This window comes from Allocatelliglobosispora scoriae (genome assembly GCF_014204945.1).
Lineage (GTDB): Bacteria > Actinomycetota > Actinomycetes > Mycobacteriales > Micromonosporaceae > Allocatelliglobosispora > Allocatelliglobosispora scoriae.
Genome location: NZ_JACHMN010000003.1, coordinates 1,216,524 through 1,234,717 on the forward strand (window position 1 = coordinate 1,216,524; position 18,194 = coordinate 1,234,717).

The following is an 18,194-nucleotide window of genomic DNA, read 5'->3' on the forward strand; positions in this document are numbered from 1 at the left end:
GCAACACGTCATGAGTAAGCCCATGCCCATCTCCGGCTTCCCGGAGTGGCTGCCCGGCAACCGCATCATCGAGCAGCAGTTCCTCGACCGGATCCGGCGTACGTTCGAGCTGCACGGCTTCGCCCCGATCGAGACGCGCGCCGTCGAGCCGTTGGAGACCTTGCTCAGCAAGGGTGAGACCTCCAAGGAGGTCTACCTGCTGCGCCGCCTGCAGGCCGAGGCGGAGGAGCCGCGGGGTGCGAGCGATGCGCAGCTCGGGCTGCACTTCGACCTGACCGTGCCGTTCGCCCGCTACGTGCTGGAAAATGCGGGCAAGCTCGCCTTCCCGTTCCGGCGCTACCAGATCCAGAAGGTCTGGCGCGGCGAGCGGCCGCAGGAGGGGCGCTACCGCGAGTTCATCCAGGCCGACATCGACATCGTGGACCGCGACACCCTGCCGGCGCACTACGAGGCCGAGCTGCCGCTCGTCATCGGGGACGCCTTCGCGGCCCTGCCGCTGCCGCCGATCCGCATCCAGGTCAACAACCGCAAGGTGCTGGAGGGCTTCTACCGGGGGCTCGGCATCGCCGACCCGGAGGCGGTGATGCGCGCGGTCGACAAGCTCGACAAGATCGGCCCCGCCAAGGTGATCGCGGAACTGGCCGGAGCGGGTGTCACGGAGGCGCAGGCGAAGGCGTGCCTCGCCCTCGCCGAGATCTCGGCGGCCGACGCCTCGTTCGCCGACGAGGTGGCGAAGCTCGGTGTCAGCCACCCGCTGCTCGATGAGGGCCTCGGCGAACTCGTCGCCGTGGTCGAGGCGGCGCGGGCGCACTCGCCCGGTTTGTGCGTTGCTGAGCTGAAGATCGCCCGAGGACTGGACTACTACACCGGGACGGTCTATGAAACGCAGCTGATCGGCTATGAGCGTTTCGGCTCCGTCTGCTCGGGCGGGCGCTACGACAACCTCGCGTCGGCCGGCACCGACCGCTTCCCGGGCGTGGGTCTTTCGATCGGCCTGAGCCGGCTGCTGGGACTGCTCTTCGGCCGGGACGCGCTGGCAGTGTCGCGGCCGACGCCGACGTGTGTGCTGATCGCGCTGCCGTCCGAAGAGGACAGATCGGGCGCGATGCGCACCGCTGCGGCACTGCGCGCACGGGGCATCGCGGTGGAGGTGTCGCCCTCCGCGGCTAAGTTTGGAAAGCAAATTAAGTACGCCGAACGGCGCGGCATCCCGTACGTTTGGTTCCCGGCAAATGCCGAAACGGGTGACACGGTGAAAGACATTCGGTCAGGTGTTCAGGAGGATGCAGCTCCCGCGACCTGGGCACCCCCCACGGCGGACCTATTTCCTGCGATCTCCACTACTTTCAATAAAGAAACCTAAGGATTAACCTGAGGCGGTATCGGTGTCGACGACCGGTCGCGCTGCGGTCCAGCACCGCTGCCGGCGTCGGCACTCCTCTGTGCGGGGGAGACACGCCTCATGGCCACGAACGTGAAGACCGAACAGCACCTGGCGACGCTCGCCGACGCCGTGCTGCAACCAGGATTCGTCGGCACCTCGCCGCCGGACTGGCTGCGCCGACGGCTGGCAGCCGGCCTCGGCGGGGTGGCCCTCTTCTCACGCAACATCGCCGATCCGGAGCAGCTCGCCGGTCTCACCCGGGAGCTGCGCGCCGAGAACCCCGGCGTGGTGATCGCCGTCGACGAGGAGTCCGGCGACGTGACCCGGCTCGACGTGCAGACGGGCAGCACCCGGCCCGGCAACCACGCGCTCGGCGCCGTCGACGACCTGGCGCTCACCGAGGCGGTCGCGGCCGACATCGGCGCCCAGCTCGCCGCCGCCGGGATCACCCTCAACTACGCGCCGACCTCGGACGTCAACTCCAACCCGGACAACCCGGTGATCGGCGTGCGCTCCTTCGGCGCCGACCCGGAGCTGGTCGCCCGGCACACCGCCGCGTGGGTCCGCGGGCTGCAGTCGGCGGGGGTCGCCGCCTGCGCCAAGCACTTCCCCGGCCACGGCGACACCGCCGTCGACTCGCACCACGGGCTGCCGATCGTGCTGGCCTCGACCGACCGGCTCACCGAGGTCGAGCTCGTGCCCTTCCGGGCCGCGATCGCCGCCGGGACCAGGGCGATCATGACCGCGCACCTGCTGCTGCCGGCGCTGGACCCGGCCCTGCCGGCCACGCTCAGCCCGCGAGTGCTGGTCAAGCTGCTCCGCGAGGAGCTCGGCTACACCGGCCTCGTCATCACCGACGGCATCGAGATGGCCTCCATCAAGGCCGAGTTCGGCCTCGCCGGTGCCACCGTGCGCGCCATCGCCGCCGGTGCCGACGCGGTCTGCGTGGGCGGTGACACCGCCGACGAGGAGGCCGCGCTGATGCTCCGCGACGCGCTGGTCGCCGCGGTCCTGGAGGGCGTGCTCCCGGAGGAGCGCCTCGCCGAGGCGGCCGGCCGGGTCGCGGCGCTCGCCGAGTGGACCGCAGCCCAGGCGGCCAACCGCCAGGCCGCCGCGCTGCGCTGGGGCAGCGGTGAGGTCGGCCTCGCCGCCGCCCGCCGCGCGGTCCGGGTCACCGGGCAGATCAAACCCCTGACGACGGGCGCGCACGTCGTCGAGCTCGCGACCACGGTCAACATGGCCATCGACGCGGGTACGCCGTGGGGCGTCGGCGCACCGCTCGCAGCCCTGCTCCCGGGCACCACCGTCGAGCGGGTGGATTCGGTGGGGGCGGCCAACGGCTCCCTCCCGCATGCTCTGCAGACGGCCGACGGCAGGCCGCTCGTGCTCGTCGTACGCGACGCGCATCGGCATGAGTGGATGGCGCGGACGCTGGCGGTCGTTCTGGCCCGGCGCCCGGACACGATCGTGGTGGAGATGGGTGTGCCGACCGGGGAACCGCTCGGCGCGGTGCACCTGGCGACGCACGGCGCCGCGCAGGTGTGTGGCCGGGCGGCGGCGGAGCTCCTGACCGGGATGCGAGAATAGGGCCCTGTCGTAGCCGTTTCTTTCATCCGGGAGCAACTCGTGATCCGCACGCACAACGCCGGCATCCTGCGCGCAACGCACGTCGGTGAGGTGGTGACGCTCGCGGGCTGGGTGGCCCGTCGGCGTGATCACGGTGGCGTGACCTTCATCGATCTCCGCGACGCCAGCGGCGTCGCCCAGATCGTCTTCCGCGACGAAGACACGGCGCACTCGTTGCGCAACGAGTTCTGCGTCAAGGTCGTCGGCACGGTCTCGGCCCGCCCGGCCGGAAATGAAAACCCGGAGCTGCCCACGGGCGCCGTCGAGGTGATCGTCACCGAGCTGGAGGTCCTCTCCACCGCGGCGCCGCTGCCGCTGCCGATCGACGACAACATCGAGGCCGGCGACGACATCCGCCTGCGCTACCGCTACCTCGACCTGCGCCGCAGCGGCCCGGCGAGCGCGCTGCGGCTGCGCTCGCGGGCCAACCAGATCGCCCGCGAGGTGCTGCATGCCCGCGACTTCAACGAGATCGAGACCCCCACGCTGACGCGATCCACCCCCGAGGGGGCACGCGACTTCCTGGTGCCGGTCCGGCTCCAGCCCGGCAGCTGGTACGCGTTGCCCCAGTCCCCGCAGCTGTTCAAGCAGCTGCTGATGGTGGCCGGCATGGAGCGCTACTACCAGATCGCCCGCTGCTACCGCGACGAGGACTTCCGCGCCGACCGGCAGCCCGAGTTCACCCAGCTCGACATCGAGATGTCCTTCGTGACCCAGGACGACATCATCGAGCTCGGCGAGGAGCTCGTCCGCAAGCTGTGGAGCGAGCTCGCCGGGCACGAGATCCCGGCCGGTCCGATCCGGCGGATCACCTGGACCGAGTCGATGGAGCGCTACGGCTCCGACAAGCCCGACCTGCGCTACGGTGTCGAGCTCGTCGAGCTGACCGAGTTCCTGGCGGGCACCGAGTTCCGGGTCTTCCAGGCGCCCTACGTCGGTGCCGTCGTGATGCCGGGCGGTGCGGCGCAGACCCGCAAGGAGCTCGACGGCTGGCAGGACTGGGCCAAGGCGCGCGGCGCCCGCGGCCTCGCCTACCTGCTCATCGACGCCGAGACCGGCGAGCCCAAGGGACCGGTCGCGAAGAACCTCGCCGAGGCGCACCTGAGCGGTCTCGCCGACGCGGTCGGTGCCAAGCCGGGCGACGCGATCTTCTTCGCCGCCGGTGAGCGCCGCGCGTCGCAGGAGCTGCTCGGCGCGGCCCGGATCGAGATCGCGAAGCGGTCCGACCTGGTCGACGAGTCCGCGTGGGCGTTCTGCTGGGTCGTCGATGCGCCGATGTTCGAGCCCGCCACCGACGACGCGGGCAAGCAGCTCGGCTGGACCGCTGTGCACCACCCCTTCACCTCGCCCAACTCGGAGTGGATGGACACCTTCGAGTCGGCCCCCGACCGCGCCCTGGCCTATGCGTACGACATCGTCTGCAACGGCAACGAGATCGGCGGCGGCTCGGTGCGTATCCACCGGGGCGACGTGCAGTCGCGGGTCTTCTCGCTGCTGGGCATCTCGACCGAGGAGGCGAAGGACAAGTTCGGCTTCCTCCTCGACGCCTTCCAGTACGGTCCGCCGCCGCACGCCGGCATCGCCTTCGGCTGGGACCGGGTCTGCATGCTGCTCGCGGGGGAGACCTCGATCCGGGAGGTCATCGCCTTCCCGAAGACCCGGGGCGGCTTCGACCCGCTGACCGGCGCGCCGACGCCGATCACGTCACAGCAGCGGCTGGAGGCCGGCGTCGACGGCAAGCCGAAGCCGGTCGCGATCTCCTGATCCCGTTCTGCTCTCAGCCAGGTGGCACCTCGTGCGCTGCCTGGCTGAATCTATTTCTGCCCGCCACCGGTTATTGCGATCATGACCTCTCATTGCTTAGCATTTTCGCGGCGGCACGAGCCGCCTGCGCGAGGTGCCCCTCTCACCGCGAGCAATCGCACACCTCATTGAAGGAGCACTGGCAGTGACAGCAGTGGCAGAGTCGGGCGTGGCGGTCGCGGTGCGACCCATCCTCGAGGGCATGGCCGATCTGGAGCAGGTCAATCCGATCAGCGTGCTCGCGGGCGCGGTTCTGGACCTGGATTCGCGATCGATGGCGGCCGCCTACCCGGGCGGCGTCGAGAAGCAGGTCGGCAACCTGGCGATCGCGTCCAACGACATGCGGCGGACGCTCGTCGAGCACGGCGAGAGGATCGATTACCTGGGGAGAAAGGTAGCTGATCAGGGGACGCGAGTGTCCAACCTGGAGACCGCTGTCGCGGGCCTGTCCGGCAAGGTCAGCAGTCTGGAGACCAAGGTAGACAGCCTGGAGACCAAGGTCGGCAGCCTGGAGACCAAGGTCGACGGCGTCTGCGACCGGATGGACACGCTCGAGGGCAGGTTCGATGAGTTCGAGCGGAAGGTCGATCTCCGGTTCGAGCGGTTCGAAAAGCTGATGGCCGCGGGATTTGAGCGGCTCGCCACGCAGATCGGCGAGCGCGAGGTCTCGGGCAGGCAGCGCCGCCGCTGACCGGACGCGATCGCGCTGTCTCCGGCGAACGACCCTCTCCGCTCAGGTGCGAGAGGGTCGTTCACCGGAGACAGCGCGATCAGGGCGGAGTGTCGGTGCCCACGGGCATGATGCGCGGGTGACCATCGACAGCCGCATCAACCCCCCGCAGACCGGCGACGAGCGCGCGATGCTCGTCGCGTTCCTGGACTACCAGCGGGCCACGCTGGAGCTGAAATGCGCCGGACTCACCGACGACCAGCTCCGCGAGCTGAGCACCCCGCCGTCGCAGATCTCGCTGCTCGGCCTGCTGCGGCACATGGCCGACGTGGAGACCTGGTGGTTCGGCATCCGCTTCGCCAAGCTGGACCTGCCGTCGATCTTCGATCCACTGGAGGTCAACGCCGATTTCGAGGAGCTCGACTCCATGCCGCCCGCCGAGGTGCTGGCGGTCTTCCGGGCCAACTGTGCGCGTTCCCGCGAGATCGTCGCAGCGGCGGCATCTCTCGAGGACCTCGGCATGCGCGGTGACGGCAGCCCGGCGAGCCTGCGCTGGATCATCCTGCACATGATCGAGGAATATGCCCGCCACAACGGCCATGCCGACCTCGTGCGGGAGCGCGTCGACGGCGCCACCGGCGCGTAGTACCTGAGTATCCGGCCGAGCCCGCGTGAGTAGGTCAGCTCTGCCGCCGCACCGCATCGGCCGAGGACGATACGGGCATGCCACTGGGTAAGGAAGAAGAAGCCGCGCTGCAGCGGCTCGTCACAGAGGGTCAGCTGACCGTGGAACAGGCCGGCGCCGTCCGGCATGCCTTCGCCGCCGCACCGGTCAAGCAGTTCGGCTGGCTGGCCGAAGCGGGTGGCTATGCCGGAGGCGCCCTGATGGCCGTCGGTGCGCTGCTGCTCCTGGGCACCGCCTGGGACGACCTGGGGCACCTCGCCAAGGTCGCCATCCTGGTGGGCGTCGCCGCCGTCATGGCGGTCGCGGCCGTCGCCTTCGCCGGAGCAGCGGGCCTGCGCGCGACGACCGGAGCGCGGGGCCGGGCCGCGAGCGGGCTGCTGGCCCTGGTGTCCGTCCCGCTCGCAGCCGCGGTGCTGGTCGCGGCAGATTCTCAGGTCGATGTGCACCAGCCGACCTACGCGATGCTGGCCGGGCTGGGCGCGTCGATCGTCGCCCTGCTGGTGCGGTCCAGCCCGTTCAGCGTCGTCTGCGCCGGGCTGTGGAGCGCCGCCGCGGTCAGCGTCACGATGGTCGACCTGGCTGGTGCCGAAGCACTCGGCACCGGACTCGCGCTCGTCGCGGCCGGGGCGGTCTGGATCGTGCTCAGCTTCGCCTCGCTGATCACCCCGCGACCGCTGGGACTGCTCGTCGGCGGCGCGCTCGCCATCGTCGGTGGGCAGGCGCCGCTGTTCGGTTCCGCTCCCAACATCTGGGGGTACGGGTTGACGGCCGCGACGGCAGCCGCCTGCTTCCTGCTCTACCGCAGCACCCGGGCGACGGTGATGCTGTTCGGCGCGGTCCTCGGGGTCACCCTCGCCGTACCGGAGCTGGTCTATGACGTCACCGACGGCGGGCTGAGCCCGGCCGTCATCGTCCTGATCACCGGCGTGGTGCTGGTCCTGGCGAGCCTGCTGGCACTGCGACTGCGGTCCACGGCGCCGGTCCCGGAGGAGGCCGGCACCGCTCCGTGACGGCGACGGCCGCCGTGGACTCCACGGCGGCCGTCGTTCGGCGGGGTGTTACGGGGTCGTGCAGGTGTAGCCGGTCGGCAGGCTCGTGTCGCCGTTGGGGCGGCTCGCCTGCAGGCCGAAGGAGGTCGACGCCCCCGGTGCCAGCGTGCCGTTCCAGGAGATGCTCTTGGCGGTGACGACCTGTCCGCTGGTGGTGAAGGTCGCGTTCCAGGAGCCGGTCAGGGCGTGACCCGCCGGGAGCGTGACGGTGACGGTCCAGCTCGTGATGGTGGCGGTGCCGGTGTTGGTGACGGTCACCGGCTGCAGCACGTAGCCGTTGCTCCAGGTGCTCTGCGCGGTGCCGGTCGCAGTGCAGCCGCCACCGCCGCCGCCCGAGGAGGTCATCACGCTGAGCGTGCTGGAGACCGCCGATAGGTTGCCCGCGGCGTCCTTGGCCCGGACCTGGTAGCGGTAGGTGGTCGACGCCGTCAGGCCGGTGTTGGTGAACGATGTCGTGGTCGAGGAACCGACCACGGCGAAGGAGCCGCCGCTGGCACCGGGGGCGCGCAGGATGTCGTATCCGGTGACGCCGACGTTGTCGGTCGAGGCGGTCCAGCCCAGCGTGGTGCTGGTGCTCGTGGTGCCGGAGGTCGTGAGGCCCGTCGGCGCGCTCGGCGCAGTCGTGTCGCCGCCACCGCTGGACGTGGTGACGGTGACCGTGCTGGAGACCGCCGAGACGTTGCCCGCGGCGTCCTTGGCCCGGACCTGGTAGCGGTACGCCGTCGCCGCCGTCAGGCCGGTGTTGGTGAACGACGTGGTGGTCGAGGAACCGACCACGGCGAAGGAGCCGCCGGAGGTGCCCGGGGCGCGCAGGATGTCGTATCCGGTGACGCCGACGTTGTCGGTGGAGGCGGTCCAGCCCAGCGTGGTGCTGGTGCTCGTGGTGCCCGACGCGGCGAGGCCCGACGGCGTGCTCGGCGGGGTGGTGTCGGGGGTGGTGCCGCCATAGATCGTGGCCTGGGTGGAGGTGGTGCTCAGGCCGTTGGCGCCGGTGATGTATCGGTTGCCCCACGAGCTGCGCTGCGCCGGGTTGAAGCTCGTCACGAGGTCGAGGTACTCGACCCCGCCGCCGTTGCCGCTCCACGACCAGGCCATGTTGCCGATCCCGGCGGCCTGGGTCGCCGAGAGGATCGTGTCCTCGTCGGGGTTGCCGTCGGAGTGCATGTCGCCGAACTCGCAGACGCACAGCGCCAGGTTGCGGCTGGTGAAGGAGCTGATGTAGGCGGTGACCTCGGCCGCGGTGTCGAAGACGCCGTACATGTGGATGCTGAAGATGGTGTTGCCGGTGGTGTCCGCCGCGAGCACGCTCGGTGCGGTGTCACGCATGGTGAAACCCCAGTCCTGGCCCCAGTTCGGCGCGTCCACCATGATCGTGTGCTGGAAACCCGCGGTACGCAGGCGCTGGATCGCGCTCGACGTGGCGCTGGTCCAGTTGGGGGTGACGGCGTTGTTGCCGAACGGCTCGTTGCCGATGTTGAGGATGACGTAGTTCTCCTGGCCGGTCAGCGCGCTCTGGATGCTGATCCAGTAGTTCACCGCCGTGTCCAGCGAGACGGAGCCGCTCTGTTCGCCGAAGCCGGTCGTGTCGTGGTTCTCCAGTACGCAGATCAGCTTGTTGGCCTTGCACAGGCTGATCACGTTGCTGACGTCGGCGGCGGTGTTGGCGGTCCAACGGCCACCGCTGAGCACCACGCGGACGGCATTGGCCCCGGCCGCCTTGATGTCGGCGAAGGAGTTGGTCTGGCTCGGGTACCACGTGTGGGCGTGGTTGATCCCCCGCAGCTTCAGCGGTGTGCCATTGGCCTCGACCAGCTTTCCGTTGGTGACGCGGATGCCGACTGCGGCGTGCGCGGGCTCGGCGAACAGGAGCATGGACATGATGAGTGTGACCACCGCGGTGGCGGCGATCGCGATGCGTTGTTTCATTTCCTACCTCGGACAAGAGCCCCGGTGAAGGGGGACACCAAGGGGCGTAACAGATGTGCGCCCCGATGACCGTGCTCAAGCCCGTCCCGGCGATAGCCTAAGCGATGACGTTCATCAACACAACCGGTTAAGTTGAGGTCCGCGAAGTGCCCGCCGTTCGCAGACGCCGCCCGACTAATCCGCCAATGCCGCGCGGGGCGAATCAGGGTTTACTTACTGGCGTGAGTTGGTCGATCCTTGCCACCCCGCTCCACTCCGTCCAGCCGGACGTCCTCGAGTGGGCGGCGAGCGCGAGCGCCTCTTTCGGCGTACCCGGACAGTTGCCGCCGCCGCACCCCCTGCCGGTGGTGGCGGAGGTTTTGACCGCCTTCCGCAAGGCCGGGTGCCACGGCACGCCCTGGTTCCGGGTCGACGGCCTCGGTGCGGGGTTCGAGCTCGCCAGCGGCGGCGGGCTGGACCTCGGCGAGGTCACGCTGCAGGCGCCCGACTGGGAGGACCAGGAGGCGCCGCTCACACCCGAGAGCGAGGTGGGCAGCGTCGGGTTCCGGGACCCGGAGAGCACCGCGGCGCTCTACGCCATCTGCGCGCTCGCCCAGATCGCGGGCGCGATGCTCGTCTTCGACACCGACTGCGAGCGCGTCATCGTGGTCTGGCCCGGCGACAGCCCGGTCTCGCTCGCCGAGCACTGGCCCTGGTAGAGCGCCTGTCTCAGCTGATCCGGATCGAGCTGCGGGTCAGCTCACCCGCGTAGCCGAGGCGGCGGTAGAACCGCAGCGCGCCGTCGTTGTCGGACATCACGCCGAGCGACGCCATGCCGAACTCCGCGATCAGCCGCCGGGTCAGCGCCGAGGTGAGCGCCGCGCCGAAGCCGCCGCCCTGCCGGTCCGAGGCGACCGCGATGGCGGAGATGTGCCCGATCATGTCGACGCTGCGGTCACCCGCGACCGCCACCAGCCTGCCGCCGTGCCGGATGCCGTGCCAGGTCCGGATCCGCGGATCGCCGGGTCGGCTGGTGCTGTGCGGCAGCGCGTCGGCGATCACCGCGAGGATCTCGTCGTGGTCGGCCTCGGTCAGCGCGACCACGTCCGCCTCGCCGGGGTGCGGCGGCGGTTCGTCGGCGGTCCAGAGGAAATCCCAGTCGTCCTGCTCCAGGACCGTGAGGGTGGCGGCGAGCTGCGCGCGCGGGCTCCGGGGCAGGTGCATCCACCGGATGCCGTCCAGCAACCCGACATGGTCGAGCTGGGCGATCAGCATCGCCACCGGCCCGGCCTCGCCGCCGAGGGAGGCGATGATCGGCCCCCAGGGACCGACCGCGCGCCAGACCAGGCCGTCACCGGCGCGCCACGCGGTGACCTGACCGCCGCTGGAGGTGAGCAGGGCGTAGGGGTGCCGGTCGGTCGCGTCGAGCAACTCGGCACGGCCGTGGAGGTAAGGCGTCGGGCCGATCACGGGGAAAACGGTACCGTGGGGCCCGTGAGCGGACGATCGGGCGCCAGGCCCGCGGCGGGTGGTGGCCGGTGGGTCGATGTCGACCCGCCCCGGTTGACCCGCTGGCTGGACGGGTTCGTGCAGCGGCACGGCTCGCCCGAGACCGAGTCCGGGCTGGTGATCACGGGTGCCGACGGCGTCACCGCCGAGCTGACACCGCCGCCGGGGGTCGGCCCGGTCGCGACGATCGACGAGCTCATCGCCGCCGCGAAGCTGCCGCACCGGATCGGGCTGCTGCTGGCCCGGCGGGGTGCGATGGCGGTCGGCGTCGCGTTCGGGGACGAGATCGAGGTCTCCAAGGTGGAGACCTTCTACGTGCAGGGGCGCACGGCGGCGGGCGGCTGGTCGCAGCAGCGCTACGCCCGGCGCCGGGACAACCAGGCGACCGCGGCGACGGAGAAGGCCGCCGACATCGTGGCCCGGGTGCTGCTGCCGTCGGTGACGAGGATCACGGCGCTCGTCTGCGGCGGCGACCGCCCGATGATCGACGCCATCCTCGCCGACCGGCGCCTCGCCCCGCTGCTGGAGCACCGCGACGAGCGCTTCCTGGAGGTGGCCGAGCCGCGCTTCGCCGTGCTCGAGGAGGCGGCCAAGGCCGCCCGCAACACCCGCATCCGCCTGAGCGACTGACCCCGGTCCCCGGTTTGCAGCAAGGCGTGGCCTCCCGACAGGGAATGGCCACGCCTTGCTGCAAACCGGGGACCGGGACCGGACCTCAGCTGAACGTGTTGCACTGCTTCGGGTCGCCGGTGGTGTAGCCCTGGCGGAACCACTGCTGGCGCTGCGCGGCACTGCCGTGGGTGAAGCCGTCCTCGTTGATCGAGCCGCCGGCCTTCTTCTGGATCGTGTCGTCGCCGACCGCCGCCGCCGCGTTGAGCGCCTCGTCGAGGTCCTTGGTGGTGATGTTGGTGAAGAACGGTACGCCGGTGTCGCTCGTCGTCGACGTCGCCGACTTCGCCCAGACACCGGCGTAGCAGTCGGCCTGCAACTCCATCGCGACCGAGTACCTGTTGGCGTTGCGGGGGTCGCGCTGCTGGGCCCGCCGCACCTCCGCCTCGGTGCCGAGCAGGGTCTGCACGTGGTGCCCGTACTCGTGGGCGAGGACATAGGCCTGGGCGAACTGCCCCGGTGCGCCGAAGCGCCGGGCCAGCTCGTCATAGAAGCTGAGGTCGATGTAGACCCGGTTGTCGCCGGGGCAGTAGAACGGCCCGACACCGGAGGTGGCCGCACCGCAGGCGGTGTTGACGGAGCCGCTGAAGTAGCGCGTCGGCACGACCTGGTAGGGCTTGCCGAAGTTCTGCGGCAGCGACTTCTGCCAGTAGGCCTGGATCGAGTTGATGTAGGCGAGGTTGCGGCAGGCCGGGTCGTCGAAGCGCTTGGGGTTGTCCTTCGAGCAGGTCACGGCGAGCGCGGAGTTGTTGGCGGACGCCTGCGGGGCCGTGCCGCCGCCGAGCCCGCCCAGGTCGCCGAGGCTGTTGAGCCCGCCGCCGCGCAGCAGGCAGAAGCCGCCGACGCAGCAGATGACGAGGATGAGGACCAGGCCGAGCTTGCCGCCCTTGCCGCCTTTGAGGAACATCGGCAGCAGGCTGCCGAGGCATCCGAGCGCGGCGCCACCGCCGCCGGGCAGCCCGCCCCCGCCGCCACCGCCCCCGCCGAGGCCGGGGAACATGCCACCGCCCCCACCTCCGCCGCCGCCACCGGCGCCGCGAAGGTCCTCGACCTGGCTCGGGTCCAGGTCGGCGTTCTCATTGAGTGACATGGGGCCTCTCCTGCGCCGGTGATCAGCAGAACCACAGCGTAAGCCCCACCCGCCGCAGGGGATGACAAATCGGGTAGCGTTGCTCACGTTGATCATGCTGGGTTGAAAATCAGTACGGCGCGCCAAGTACGCTAGTTGCATCATGATTACCGCAACCGGGCTCGAGCTGCGCGCCGGCAGCCGCATCCTGCTCTCCGAAGCCACCCTCCGGGTGCAGCCCGGTGACAGGATCGGCCTTGTCGGCCGTAATGGCGCGGGCAAGACCACGATGCTGAAGTCGCTCTCCGGCGAGGGCACGCCCTATACGGGCCAGATCGAGCGCAAGGGCCCGGTGGGCTACCTGCCGCAGGACCCGCGGACCGGCGACCTCGATGTCACCGCCCGGGACCGGGTGCTCTCGGCACGGGGCCTGGACAAGCTGATGGCCGAGATGCAGTCGCTGGAGAGCAAGATGGCCTCCGACGACAAGGCGATCCGCCGCTACGGCCAGCTTGAGGACCAGTTCGCCTCGCTCGGTGGATACGCCGCCGAGGCCGAGGCCGCTCGGATCTGTGCCAACCTCGGCCTGCCCGACCGGGTGCTCGCCCAGACGATCGGCACCCTCTCCGGCGGCCAGCGCCGCCGGGTGGAGCTGGCCCGGATCCTCTTCCGCGACTCCGGCGACGCGGGCATCCTGCTCCTCGACGAGCCCACCAACCACCTCGACGCCGACTCGATCAACTGGCTGCGCGGCTTCCTCGCCGGGCACAAGGGCGGGCTGATCGTGATCTCCCACGACGCCGGCCTGCTGGAATCGGTCGTCAACAAGGTGTGGTTCCTCGACGCCAACCGCGCTGTGATCGACACCTACAACGTCGGCTGGAAGACCTACCTGGAGCAGCGGCAGACCGACGAGCGCCGCCGCACTCGGGAGCGCGCCAACGCCGAGAAGAAGGCCGGCGCCCTGATGGCCCAGGCCGACAAGCTGCGGGCCAAGGCGACCAAGACCGTCGCCGCGCAGAACATGGCCCGCCGCGCCGGCCAGCTGCTGTCCGGACTGGAGGAGGTGCGCGCCTCCGACAAGGTGGCGAAGGTGCGCTTCCCCAACCCCGCGCCCTGCGGCAAGACCCCGCTCACCGCGACCGGCCTCTCGAAATACTACGGCTCGCTGGAGATCTTCAGCGGCGTCGACGTCGCCGTCGACAAGGGCTCGCGGGTGGCGATCCTCGGCCTCAACGGCGCGGGCAAGACCACGCTGCTGCGGATGCTCGCCGGTGTGCTGGAGTCCGACACCGGCTCGGTCAACGCGGGCCACGGCCTGCGGGTCGGCTACTACGCCCAGGAGCACGAGCAGCTGGAGATGGATCGCACGATCCTCGACCACATGCGCTCGGCGGCCGCCGATCAGACCGACACCGACCTGCGCAAGATCCTCGGTGCCTTCCTCTTCAGCGGCGACGACGTCGACAAGCCGGCCGGGGTGCTCTCCGGCGGCGAGAAGACCCGGCTCGCGCTCGCCACGCTCGTCTGCTCCGGCGCCAACGTGCTGCTCCTGGACGAGCCCACCAACAACCTCGACCCGGTCAGCCGCGAGCAGGTGCTCGACGCGATCGCCCGTTACCCCGGCGCGATCGTGCTCGTCACCCACGATCCGGGCGCGGTCACCGCGCTCAAGCCCGACCGCGCCATCCTGCTCCCGGACGGTGTCGAGGACGCCTGGAGCGACGACCTGCTCGAACTGGTCGAGCTCGCCTAGGTCGGCACTCCACGATCGCCGCAACTCGTGAAGAGTTGCGGCGATCTTCGTTGCGGCGATCGCCGGTCGCGGCGAGCTCGGGGCGGCCGTCGTCAGGGCTGGTCGCCGTCGAGCGCCGCGCGCAGCATCGACCGGGCCGACCAGCGCATCATCCGCGCGGCGTCCGCGCGGTCCAACCCCGCGATGTCGGTAAGCCAGATCAGCGCCTCGATCCCGGTGGCGGACCGGATCGCCACCGCGAGGCGCTGGACGTCGACGTCCGGACGGCTCTCGCGCAGCGGTGCCAGCGCGTCGGCGATCCAGCCGATGGCCCGGCCCTGCCGCAGCAGCGGTCGCTCGCCCCCGCTCTCCTCCAGCGTCAGCCGCAGCGAGGTGCGCAGCTGCGGCTCCCACTCGACCGTGATGTCGGTGAAGCGCCGCATCACGATCTCCAGCCGGTCCGCCGCGTCGGCGGGTGCGTCGGCGTCGAGCAGCGACTCCTCGTCGATCTGCGGGTGCGCGGCGAGCAGGAGGCTGCGCTGGCTGGGGAAGTAGCGGTACGCCGTGGTGCGCGAGATGTCGGCCGCGGCGGCAGCCTCCTCGACGGTCGGCGTCACGCCCTGCGCGAGCAGCCTCCTGGTGGCGGTGACCAGGGCGTCCCGGGTGCGCCCCTTCTGCTGTCGGCGGCCGGTCTGCTCATATGGTACGTCGATGCCCATCATGGTATCGTAGTCCCATGAACGAGACGCCGCACGACCCGGTCGTCACCGACCCGCAGCTCTACCACCTGCTCTTCGAGAACGACCGGGTTCGCGTCCTGGAATATCGCGACCGCCCCGGTGACCGGACCTCGCCGCACCGCCACCCCGACAGCGTCATGGTCACCCTCAGCTCCTTCCAGCGCCGGGTCTCGTCGGGCGGCCGGCAGGTCGACATCGAGCTCGGTGCGGGCGAGGCCCGCTGGGTCGGCGCGCAGGAGCACACCGGGGAGAACACGGGCGACACCGAGACCCGCTGCGTCTTCGTCGAGCTGAAGGGCGAGCCGCTCGCCGGGGCCGCCCAGCTCGGCCCCAGCGGCCACTGATCAGACGCATGATCGCCGCAACTCTTCAAGAGTTGCGGCGATCGTGGGTCAGGGTCGGCGCCTACTCCGGGAGCGGGAAGGAGGACTCGCGGCTCGTGCCGCCGACCCGGCCGAAGCTCGCGATCAGCCTCCCCGCCTCGATGCGCCAGTAGCCCACCGGATCGCCGCTCGCAACGGTGTAGGTCCGCAGCTCGTGCCACCCGTCCGGCGCCCGTTCGAAGGCGACGAGCGTGTTCCACGGCTCCACATAGGTCTCCGGCGAGGAGCCGCCCGGCGGGGTCGGCGGAGCGCAACCGATCGCCAGCAGCAGCACGATCCGCGGTGTCCGGCCGGCCGGGATGAAGTGCGGACCCGCGCCGTGCGTGTTGGCCCCGCTGACGTTGTAGGCCCGGTCGGAGTCGACCTGGAATCCGGCGGAGTCGAAGGAGAGCCGGCCGGGGACCTGGGGCGCGAGCCCGCCGGCGCAGGGCAGCGCGCTCGTGACGTGCAGCGGCATCGTGGTCGTGGGATAGATCAGGGGGTACGCCGGAGCCGGCCCCCGCGCCGTGACCCGGTCGCCGGTCAGCGAGAAGGTGTCCACCTGCCCGAGCGGGTTGCCCCCGTCATCCTCGCCCACGTGCAGGATCCCCCCGGCGATCCACGTGCTGGTGAACAGCGCGCCCAGGTGCCCGGCCCAGCCGCGTTCGCGCAGCTCGCCGTCGGCCTCGCGGCCCACGATGAGCAGCCGTCCCCGGCCGTCGCCGGAGTCCTCCTCGTTGTTGAAGCAGGTGACCCAGAGGACCGCTTCGGCCCGGCCGTCGCCGTTGAGATCGCCGACGAGGACCCGCGACGGCTCGAATACCGCTTTCGGAAAGGTGCTCGGGCCGGTGGCGGGACCGTCACCGGTTCTGGTGAACCGGATCAGTCCGCGGGGGCAGCTGCGCTCGGCGGAGACGAGCCGGATCGAGACGGCGGACCAGTCGCGGGTGGCGAGCGGATCCCCGGTCGGCCGGGGGTCCAGGGGCAGCGGCTGCGGTGCGACGGGCCCGGTCGGCGCGGGGGTCGGCGACACGGACGGGGACGGCGTGATCGGCGGCAGCGGATTCTGCCGGATCGGCAGCAGTTGGCTCGCCACGACGAGCAGCACGACCAGCACCGCGACGACGGCGCCCGCGGCTCGGCGTACCCGCCGCTGGTGTTCTGCCTTTGCCCTGACCTCGACGGCCGGTGGCGCGGTGACCCGCGACCCGACCTCGGCCCGCATCTCGGCGCCGAGCGTCGTGGCGAGGCCGGCGCGCCCGCGGCTGAGCCACGACTTCACCGTGCCCTCGGCGGCGGACATCTCCCGGGCCACCTCGCTGACGGGCAGGTCCATCAGGTGGTGCAGGACGATCGCGCGGCGCTGGTTCTCGGGCAGGGTGCGCAGCGCCGCGACGAGCGCGACATGGTCGGGCTCCGGCGGGGGAGCGTCGTCGGCGCGCTGTCGGAGCAGGTACGCCGTCGCGACCCGCAGGTGCCGCCACCGCGATCGGGCCAGGTTGAGCGCGACGTGGCGGACCCAGGCGACCGGCTGATCGTAGGTGCTCACCGAGGCCCAGCGCTGCCAGGCGCGGCTGAACGCCTCCTGGGTCAGGTCCTGTGCCCCGGCGAGGTCACCGGTGTAGGCGTATGTCAGCGCCACCGTGTCGGCGAAGTGCGCACTGTAGAACGTGTCGAAGTCCCGTGGCTCCATGCGCCTCTCACTCCTCGGGCCGCGCGTCGGTTGCGCGGTCAGCGCGGCAATTTCACCGTGCTCTGACGGCTCGTGTCGTTCGCGTCCCGGAACACGATGGTCAGCCCGGTGCCTCCCGCGCCGAGCCACCAGTCGTGCACCTGGTAGCCACGGGGGTTCGGATAGGCCGTGACCTCGTGCCAGCCGTCCGCGGCCCGCGCGAAGGCGAGGAGGGTCTCGCGTGGCGTCGAGCCGTCCTTGCCGGTGGGCGCGCAGCCCACATCGAGCAGCAGGAGGTGGCGCGACGACGGTCCGACGACGATGTGCGGCCCGACCTGGAAGGCCTCCAGCTTCCCCAGGCTGAAGGTGCGGTCGCCGCGGACCGCCTGCCCGGCGCTGTCGAGGTCGAGCCGACCCGGTGCCAGCGCCGGGAGCCCGCCGCCGCACGCCAGCGCGCTGGTGATGTGCAGGGGCAGGGATCCGGTGGGGGAGACCGGCGGGAAGGCGGGCGCGAGACCGGTGTAGGTGACGCCGCCGGTGGTGAGGGCATAGGTCTGCACCTGCCCGATCCGGTAGTCCGCGGTGGCGTATGCCGAGCGCTCCACGACGTGCAGCACACCACCGGCGACCCAGTAGGCGGACAGGTGCGCGCTCTGGTTCGGACGCGTGGCCCAGCCCCGTTCGCGCAGCTCGCCGTTGGTCTGGCGGCTGACGATCAGCAGCCGGCCGGTGCTGTCGCCGCCGTGGTCCGCGGCGAGGGCGCAGTAGACGTGCAGCACGGCCTCGGCGCGGCCGTCGCCGTCGAGATCGCGGACGAGGACCCGGTCCGGCTGGAAGCTGGCCCGGGGGAAGCGGTCGACCCGGCTGCTGGTGCCCAGGCCCGCGATCTTCGAGCGGGAGAAGCGGACCGCCCCGCGCGGGCAGGACGGGTCGGAGACGAGCCGCAGCGTGACGGTCGACCAGTCGAGCCTGGTGAGCGGATCACCCGAGGGGGCGCGATCGACCGGCGTCGGCAGCGGCACCGCGGGTCCGCTCGGCTGCGGTGGGGGTGGCGACAGTGGCGATGCGGACGCGCTCGGCACCTGCGAGCCGGGTGATGCCGACGCCGGCAGGGATTGCGGGGTCGTCGGCTGGCAGGCCGCGGTGAGCAGCGACGCCGTCACCGCCGCCGCGATGGCACCACCGATCCGTCGCCGTGCTGATGACCGGGACTGCTGATGTGTTGTCATGCGGTGCTCACGCCACTGCCGGGACAACGGTTGCAGCGCATGACGGTGATCTCACGCGGACCCTCGGACGGGCCGGTTCCGTTGCGG

Annotated in this window: 16 protein-coding genes; 10 read left to right on the top strand and 6 right to left on the bottom strand. The window is 71.1% G+C overall.

All coding sequences use genetic code 11. The features are described from left to right. Positions 1 to 10: 10 nt before the first annotated feature. From hisS to F4553_RS32060, 6 genes are all read left to right on the top strand, one after another. Positions 11 to 1,363 carry a histidine--tRNA ligase gene (gene hisS, locus F4553_RS32035; RefSeq protein WP_184843650.1) on the top strand — a complete coding sequence of 451 codons (1,353 nt, stop codon included), beginning with the start codon at positions 11 to 13 and terminating at the stop codon, positions 1,361 to 1,363. A gap of 99 nt (positions 1,364 to 1,462) precedes the next feature. Beyond that, the gene (locus tag F4553_RS32040) at positions 1,463 to 2,971 is read left to right on the top strand and encodes a glycoside hydrolase family 3 protein (protein ID WP_184843653.1); all 1,509 of its coding nucleotides are present in this window, start codon (positions 1,463 to 1,465) and stop codon (positions 2,969 to 2,971) included. A 39-nt stretch (positions 2,972 to 3,010) separates the two neighbouring features. Then, positions 3,011 to 4,774, top strand: a complete 1,764-nt coding sequence (aspS, locus tag F4553_RS32045) for an aspartate--tRNA ligase (RefSeq protein WP_184843656.1) — start codon at positions 3,011 to 3,013, stop codon at positions 4,772 to 4,774. Between the two features lie 241 nt (positions 4,775 to 5,015). After that, the gene (locus tag F4553_RS32050; protein ID WP_184843659.1) at positions 5,016 to 5,504 is read left to right on the top strand and encodes a hypothetical protein; all 489 of its coding nucleotides are present in this window, start codon (positions 5,016 to 5,018) and stop codon (positions 5,502 to 5,504) included. Between the two features lie 118 nt (positions 5,505 to 5,622). Next, on the top strand, positions 5,623 to 6,129 hold the full coding sequence (locus tag F4553_RS32055; RefSeq protein ID WP_376776321.1) for a DinB family protein: 507 nt from the start codon (positions 5,623 to 5,625) through the stop codon (positions 6,127 to 6,129). Between the two features lie 77 nt (positions 6,130 to 6,206). Next, positions 6,207 to 7,178 carry a hypothetical protein gene (locus F4553_RS32060; protein ID WP_184843662.1) on the top strand — a complete coding sequence of 324 codons (972 nt, stop codon included), beginning with the start codon at positions 6,207 to 6,209 and terminating at the stop codon, positions 7,176 to 7,178. Between the two features lie 48 nt (positions 7,179 to 7,226). Here the strand turns inward: F4553_RS32060 and F4553_RS32065 are convergent, their stop codons facing one another. Next, a complete protein-coding gene (locus tag F4553_RS32065) occupies positions 7,227 to 9,143 on the bottom strand; it encodes a cellulase family glycosylhydrolase (protein WP_184843664.1) in 1,917 nt (638 codons plus the stop codon). A 221-nt stretch (positions 9,144 to 9,364) separates the two neighbouring features. Here F4553_RS32065 and F4553_RS32070 point away from each other — a divergent pair, with 221 nt between their 5' ends. Next, positions 9,365 to 9,841 (top strand): hypothetical protein, encoded by a 477-nt coding sequence (locus F4553_RS32070; RefSeq protein WP_184843666.1) that lies wholly within the window; start codon positions 9,365 to 9,367, stop codon positions 9,839 to 9,841. A gap of 10 nt (positions 9,842 to 9,851) precedes the next feature. On the opposite strand, the gene F4553_RS32075 is transcribed toward F4553_RS32070, so the two are convergent. Next, a complete protein-coding gene (locus F4553_RS32075; protein ID WP_312875468.1) occupies positions 9,852 to 10,592 on the bottom strand; it encodes a GNAT family N-acetyltransferase in 741 nt (246 codons plus the stop codon). A gap of 24 nt (positions 10,593 to 10,616) precedes the next feature. Between F4553_RS32075 and F4553_RS41370 the strand changes: the two genes are divergently transcribed. After that, a complete protein-coding gene (locus F4553_RS41370) occupies positions 10,617 to 11,261 on the top strand; it encodes an acVLRF1 family peptidyl-tRNA hydrolase (RefSeq protein ID WP_312875469.1) in 645 nt (214 codons plus the stop codon). A gap of 85 nt (positions 11,262 to 11,346) precedes the next feature. Here F4553_RS41370 and ypfJ read toward each other — a convergent pair whose 3' ends face one another. Then, a complete protein-coding gene (gene ypfJ, locus F4553_RS32085) occupies positions 11,347 to 12,390 on the bottom strand; it encodes a KPN_02809 family neutral zinc metallopeptidase (RefSeq protein WP_184843674.1) in 1,044 nt (347 codons plus the stop codon). A gap of 142 nt (positions 12,391 to 12,532) precedes the next feature. Here ypfJ and F4553_RS32090 point away from each other — a divergent pair, with 142 nt between their 5' ends. Next, on the top strand, positions 12,533 to 14,125 hold the full coding sequence (locus F4553_RS32090; RefSeq protein ID WP_184843676.1) for an ABC-F family ATP-binding cassette domain-containing protein: 1,593 nt from the start codon (positions 12,533 to 12,535) through the stop codon (positions 14,123 to 14,125). A gap of 92 nt (positions 14,126 to 14,217) precedes the next feature. Here the strand turns inward: F4553_RS32090 and F4553_RS32095 are convergent, their stop codons facing one another. Further along, the gene (locus tag F4553_RS32095) at positions 14,218 to 14,823 is read right to left on the bottom strand and encodes a TetR/AcrR family transcriptional regulator (RefSeq protein WP_184843679.1); all 606 of its coding nucleotides are present in this window, start codon (positions 14,821 to 14,823) and stop codon (positions 14,218 to 14,220) included. 17 nt (positions 14,824 to 14,840) lie between these two features. On the opposite strand from F4553_RS32095, the gene F4553_RS32100 reads away from it, so the two are divergent. Continuing rightward, entirely contained in the window at positions 14,841 to 15,188 is a 348-nt protein-coding gene (locus F4553_RS32100) for a cupin domain-containing protein (protein WP_184843682.1), read from the top strand. A 61-nt stretch (positions 15,189 to 15,249) separates the two neighbouring features. Here the strand turns inward: F4553_RS32100 and F4553_RS42615 are convergent, their stop codons facing one another. Together F4553_RS42615 and F4553_RS32110 are read right to left on the bottom strand one after the other, a co-directional pair. Further along, positions 15,250 to 16,899: a SigE family RNA polymerase sigma factor gene (locus tag F4553_RS42615; protein ID WP_184843685.1), complete on the bottom strand. Its 1,650-nt coding sequence runs from the start codon at positions 16,897 to 16,899 to the stop codon at positions 15,250 to 15,252. A 38-nt stretch (positions 16,900 to 16,937) separates the two neighbouring features. Beyond that, entirely contained in the window at positions 16,938 to 18,107 is a 1,170-nt protein-coding gene (locus tag F4553_RS32110) for a hypothetical protein (protein WP_184843688.1), read from the bottom strand. Positions 18,108 to 18,194 lie beyond the last annotated feature (87 nt).

Excerpts from the sequence above, each read along its gene's own strand:
- hisS (WP_184843650.1), top strand. The coding sequence starts at position 11 with ATGAGTAAGCCCATGCCCATCTCCGGCTTCCCGGAGTGGCTGCCCGGC.
- F4553_RS32040 (WP_184843653.1), top strand. The coding sequence starts at position 1,463 with ATGGCCACGAACGTGAAGACCGAACAGCACCTGGCGACGCTCGCCGAC.
- F4553_RS32050 (WP_184843659.1), top strand. The coding sequence starts at position 5,016 with ATGGCCGATCTGGAGCAGGTCAATCCGATCAGCGTGCTCGCGGGCGCG.
- F4553_RS32060 (WP_184843662.1), top strand. The coding sequence starts at position 6,207 with ATGCCACTGGGTAAGGAAGAAGAAGCCGCGCTGCAGCGGCTCGTCACA.
- F4553_RS32065 (WP_184843664.1), bottom strand. The coding sequence starts at position 9,143 with ATGAAACAACGCATCGCGATCGCCGCCACCGCGGTGGTCACACTCATC.
- ypfJ (WP_184843674.1), bottom strand. The coding sequence starts at position 12,390 with ATGTCACTCAATGAGAACGCCGACCTGGACCCGAGCCAGGTCGAGGAC.
- F4553_RS32090 (WP_184843676.1), top strand. The coding sequence starts at position 12,533 with ATGATTACCGCAACCGGGCTCGAGCTGCGCGCCGGCAGCCGCATCCTG.
- F4553_RS32095 (WP_184843679.1), bottom strand. The coding sequence starts at position 14,823 with ATGGGCATCGACGTACCATATGAGCAGACCGGCCGCCGACAGCAGAAG.
- F4553_RS32100 (WP_184843682.1), top strand. The coding sequence starts at position 14,841 with ATGAACGAGACGCCGCACGACCCGGTCGTCACCGACCCGCAGCTCTAC.
- F4553_RS42615 (WP_184843685.1), bottom strand. The coding sequence starts at position 16,899 with ATGGAGCCACGGGACTTCGACACGTTCTACAGTGCGCACTTCGCCGAC.
- F4553_RS32110 (WP_184843688.1), bottom strand. The coding sequence starts at position 18,107 with ATGACAACACATCAGCAGTCCCGGTCATCAGCACGGCGACGGATCGGT.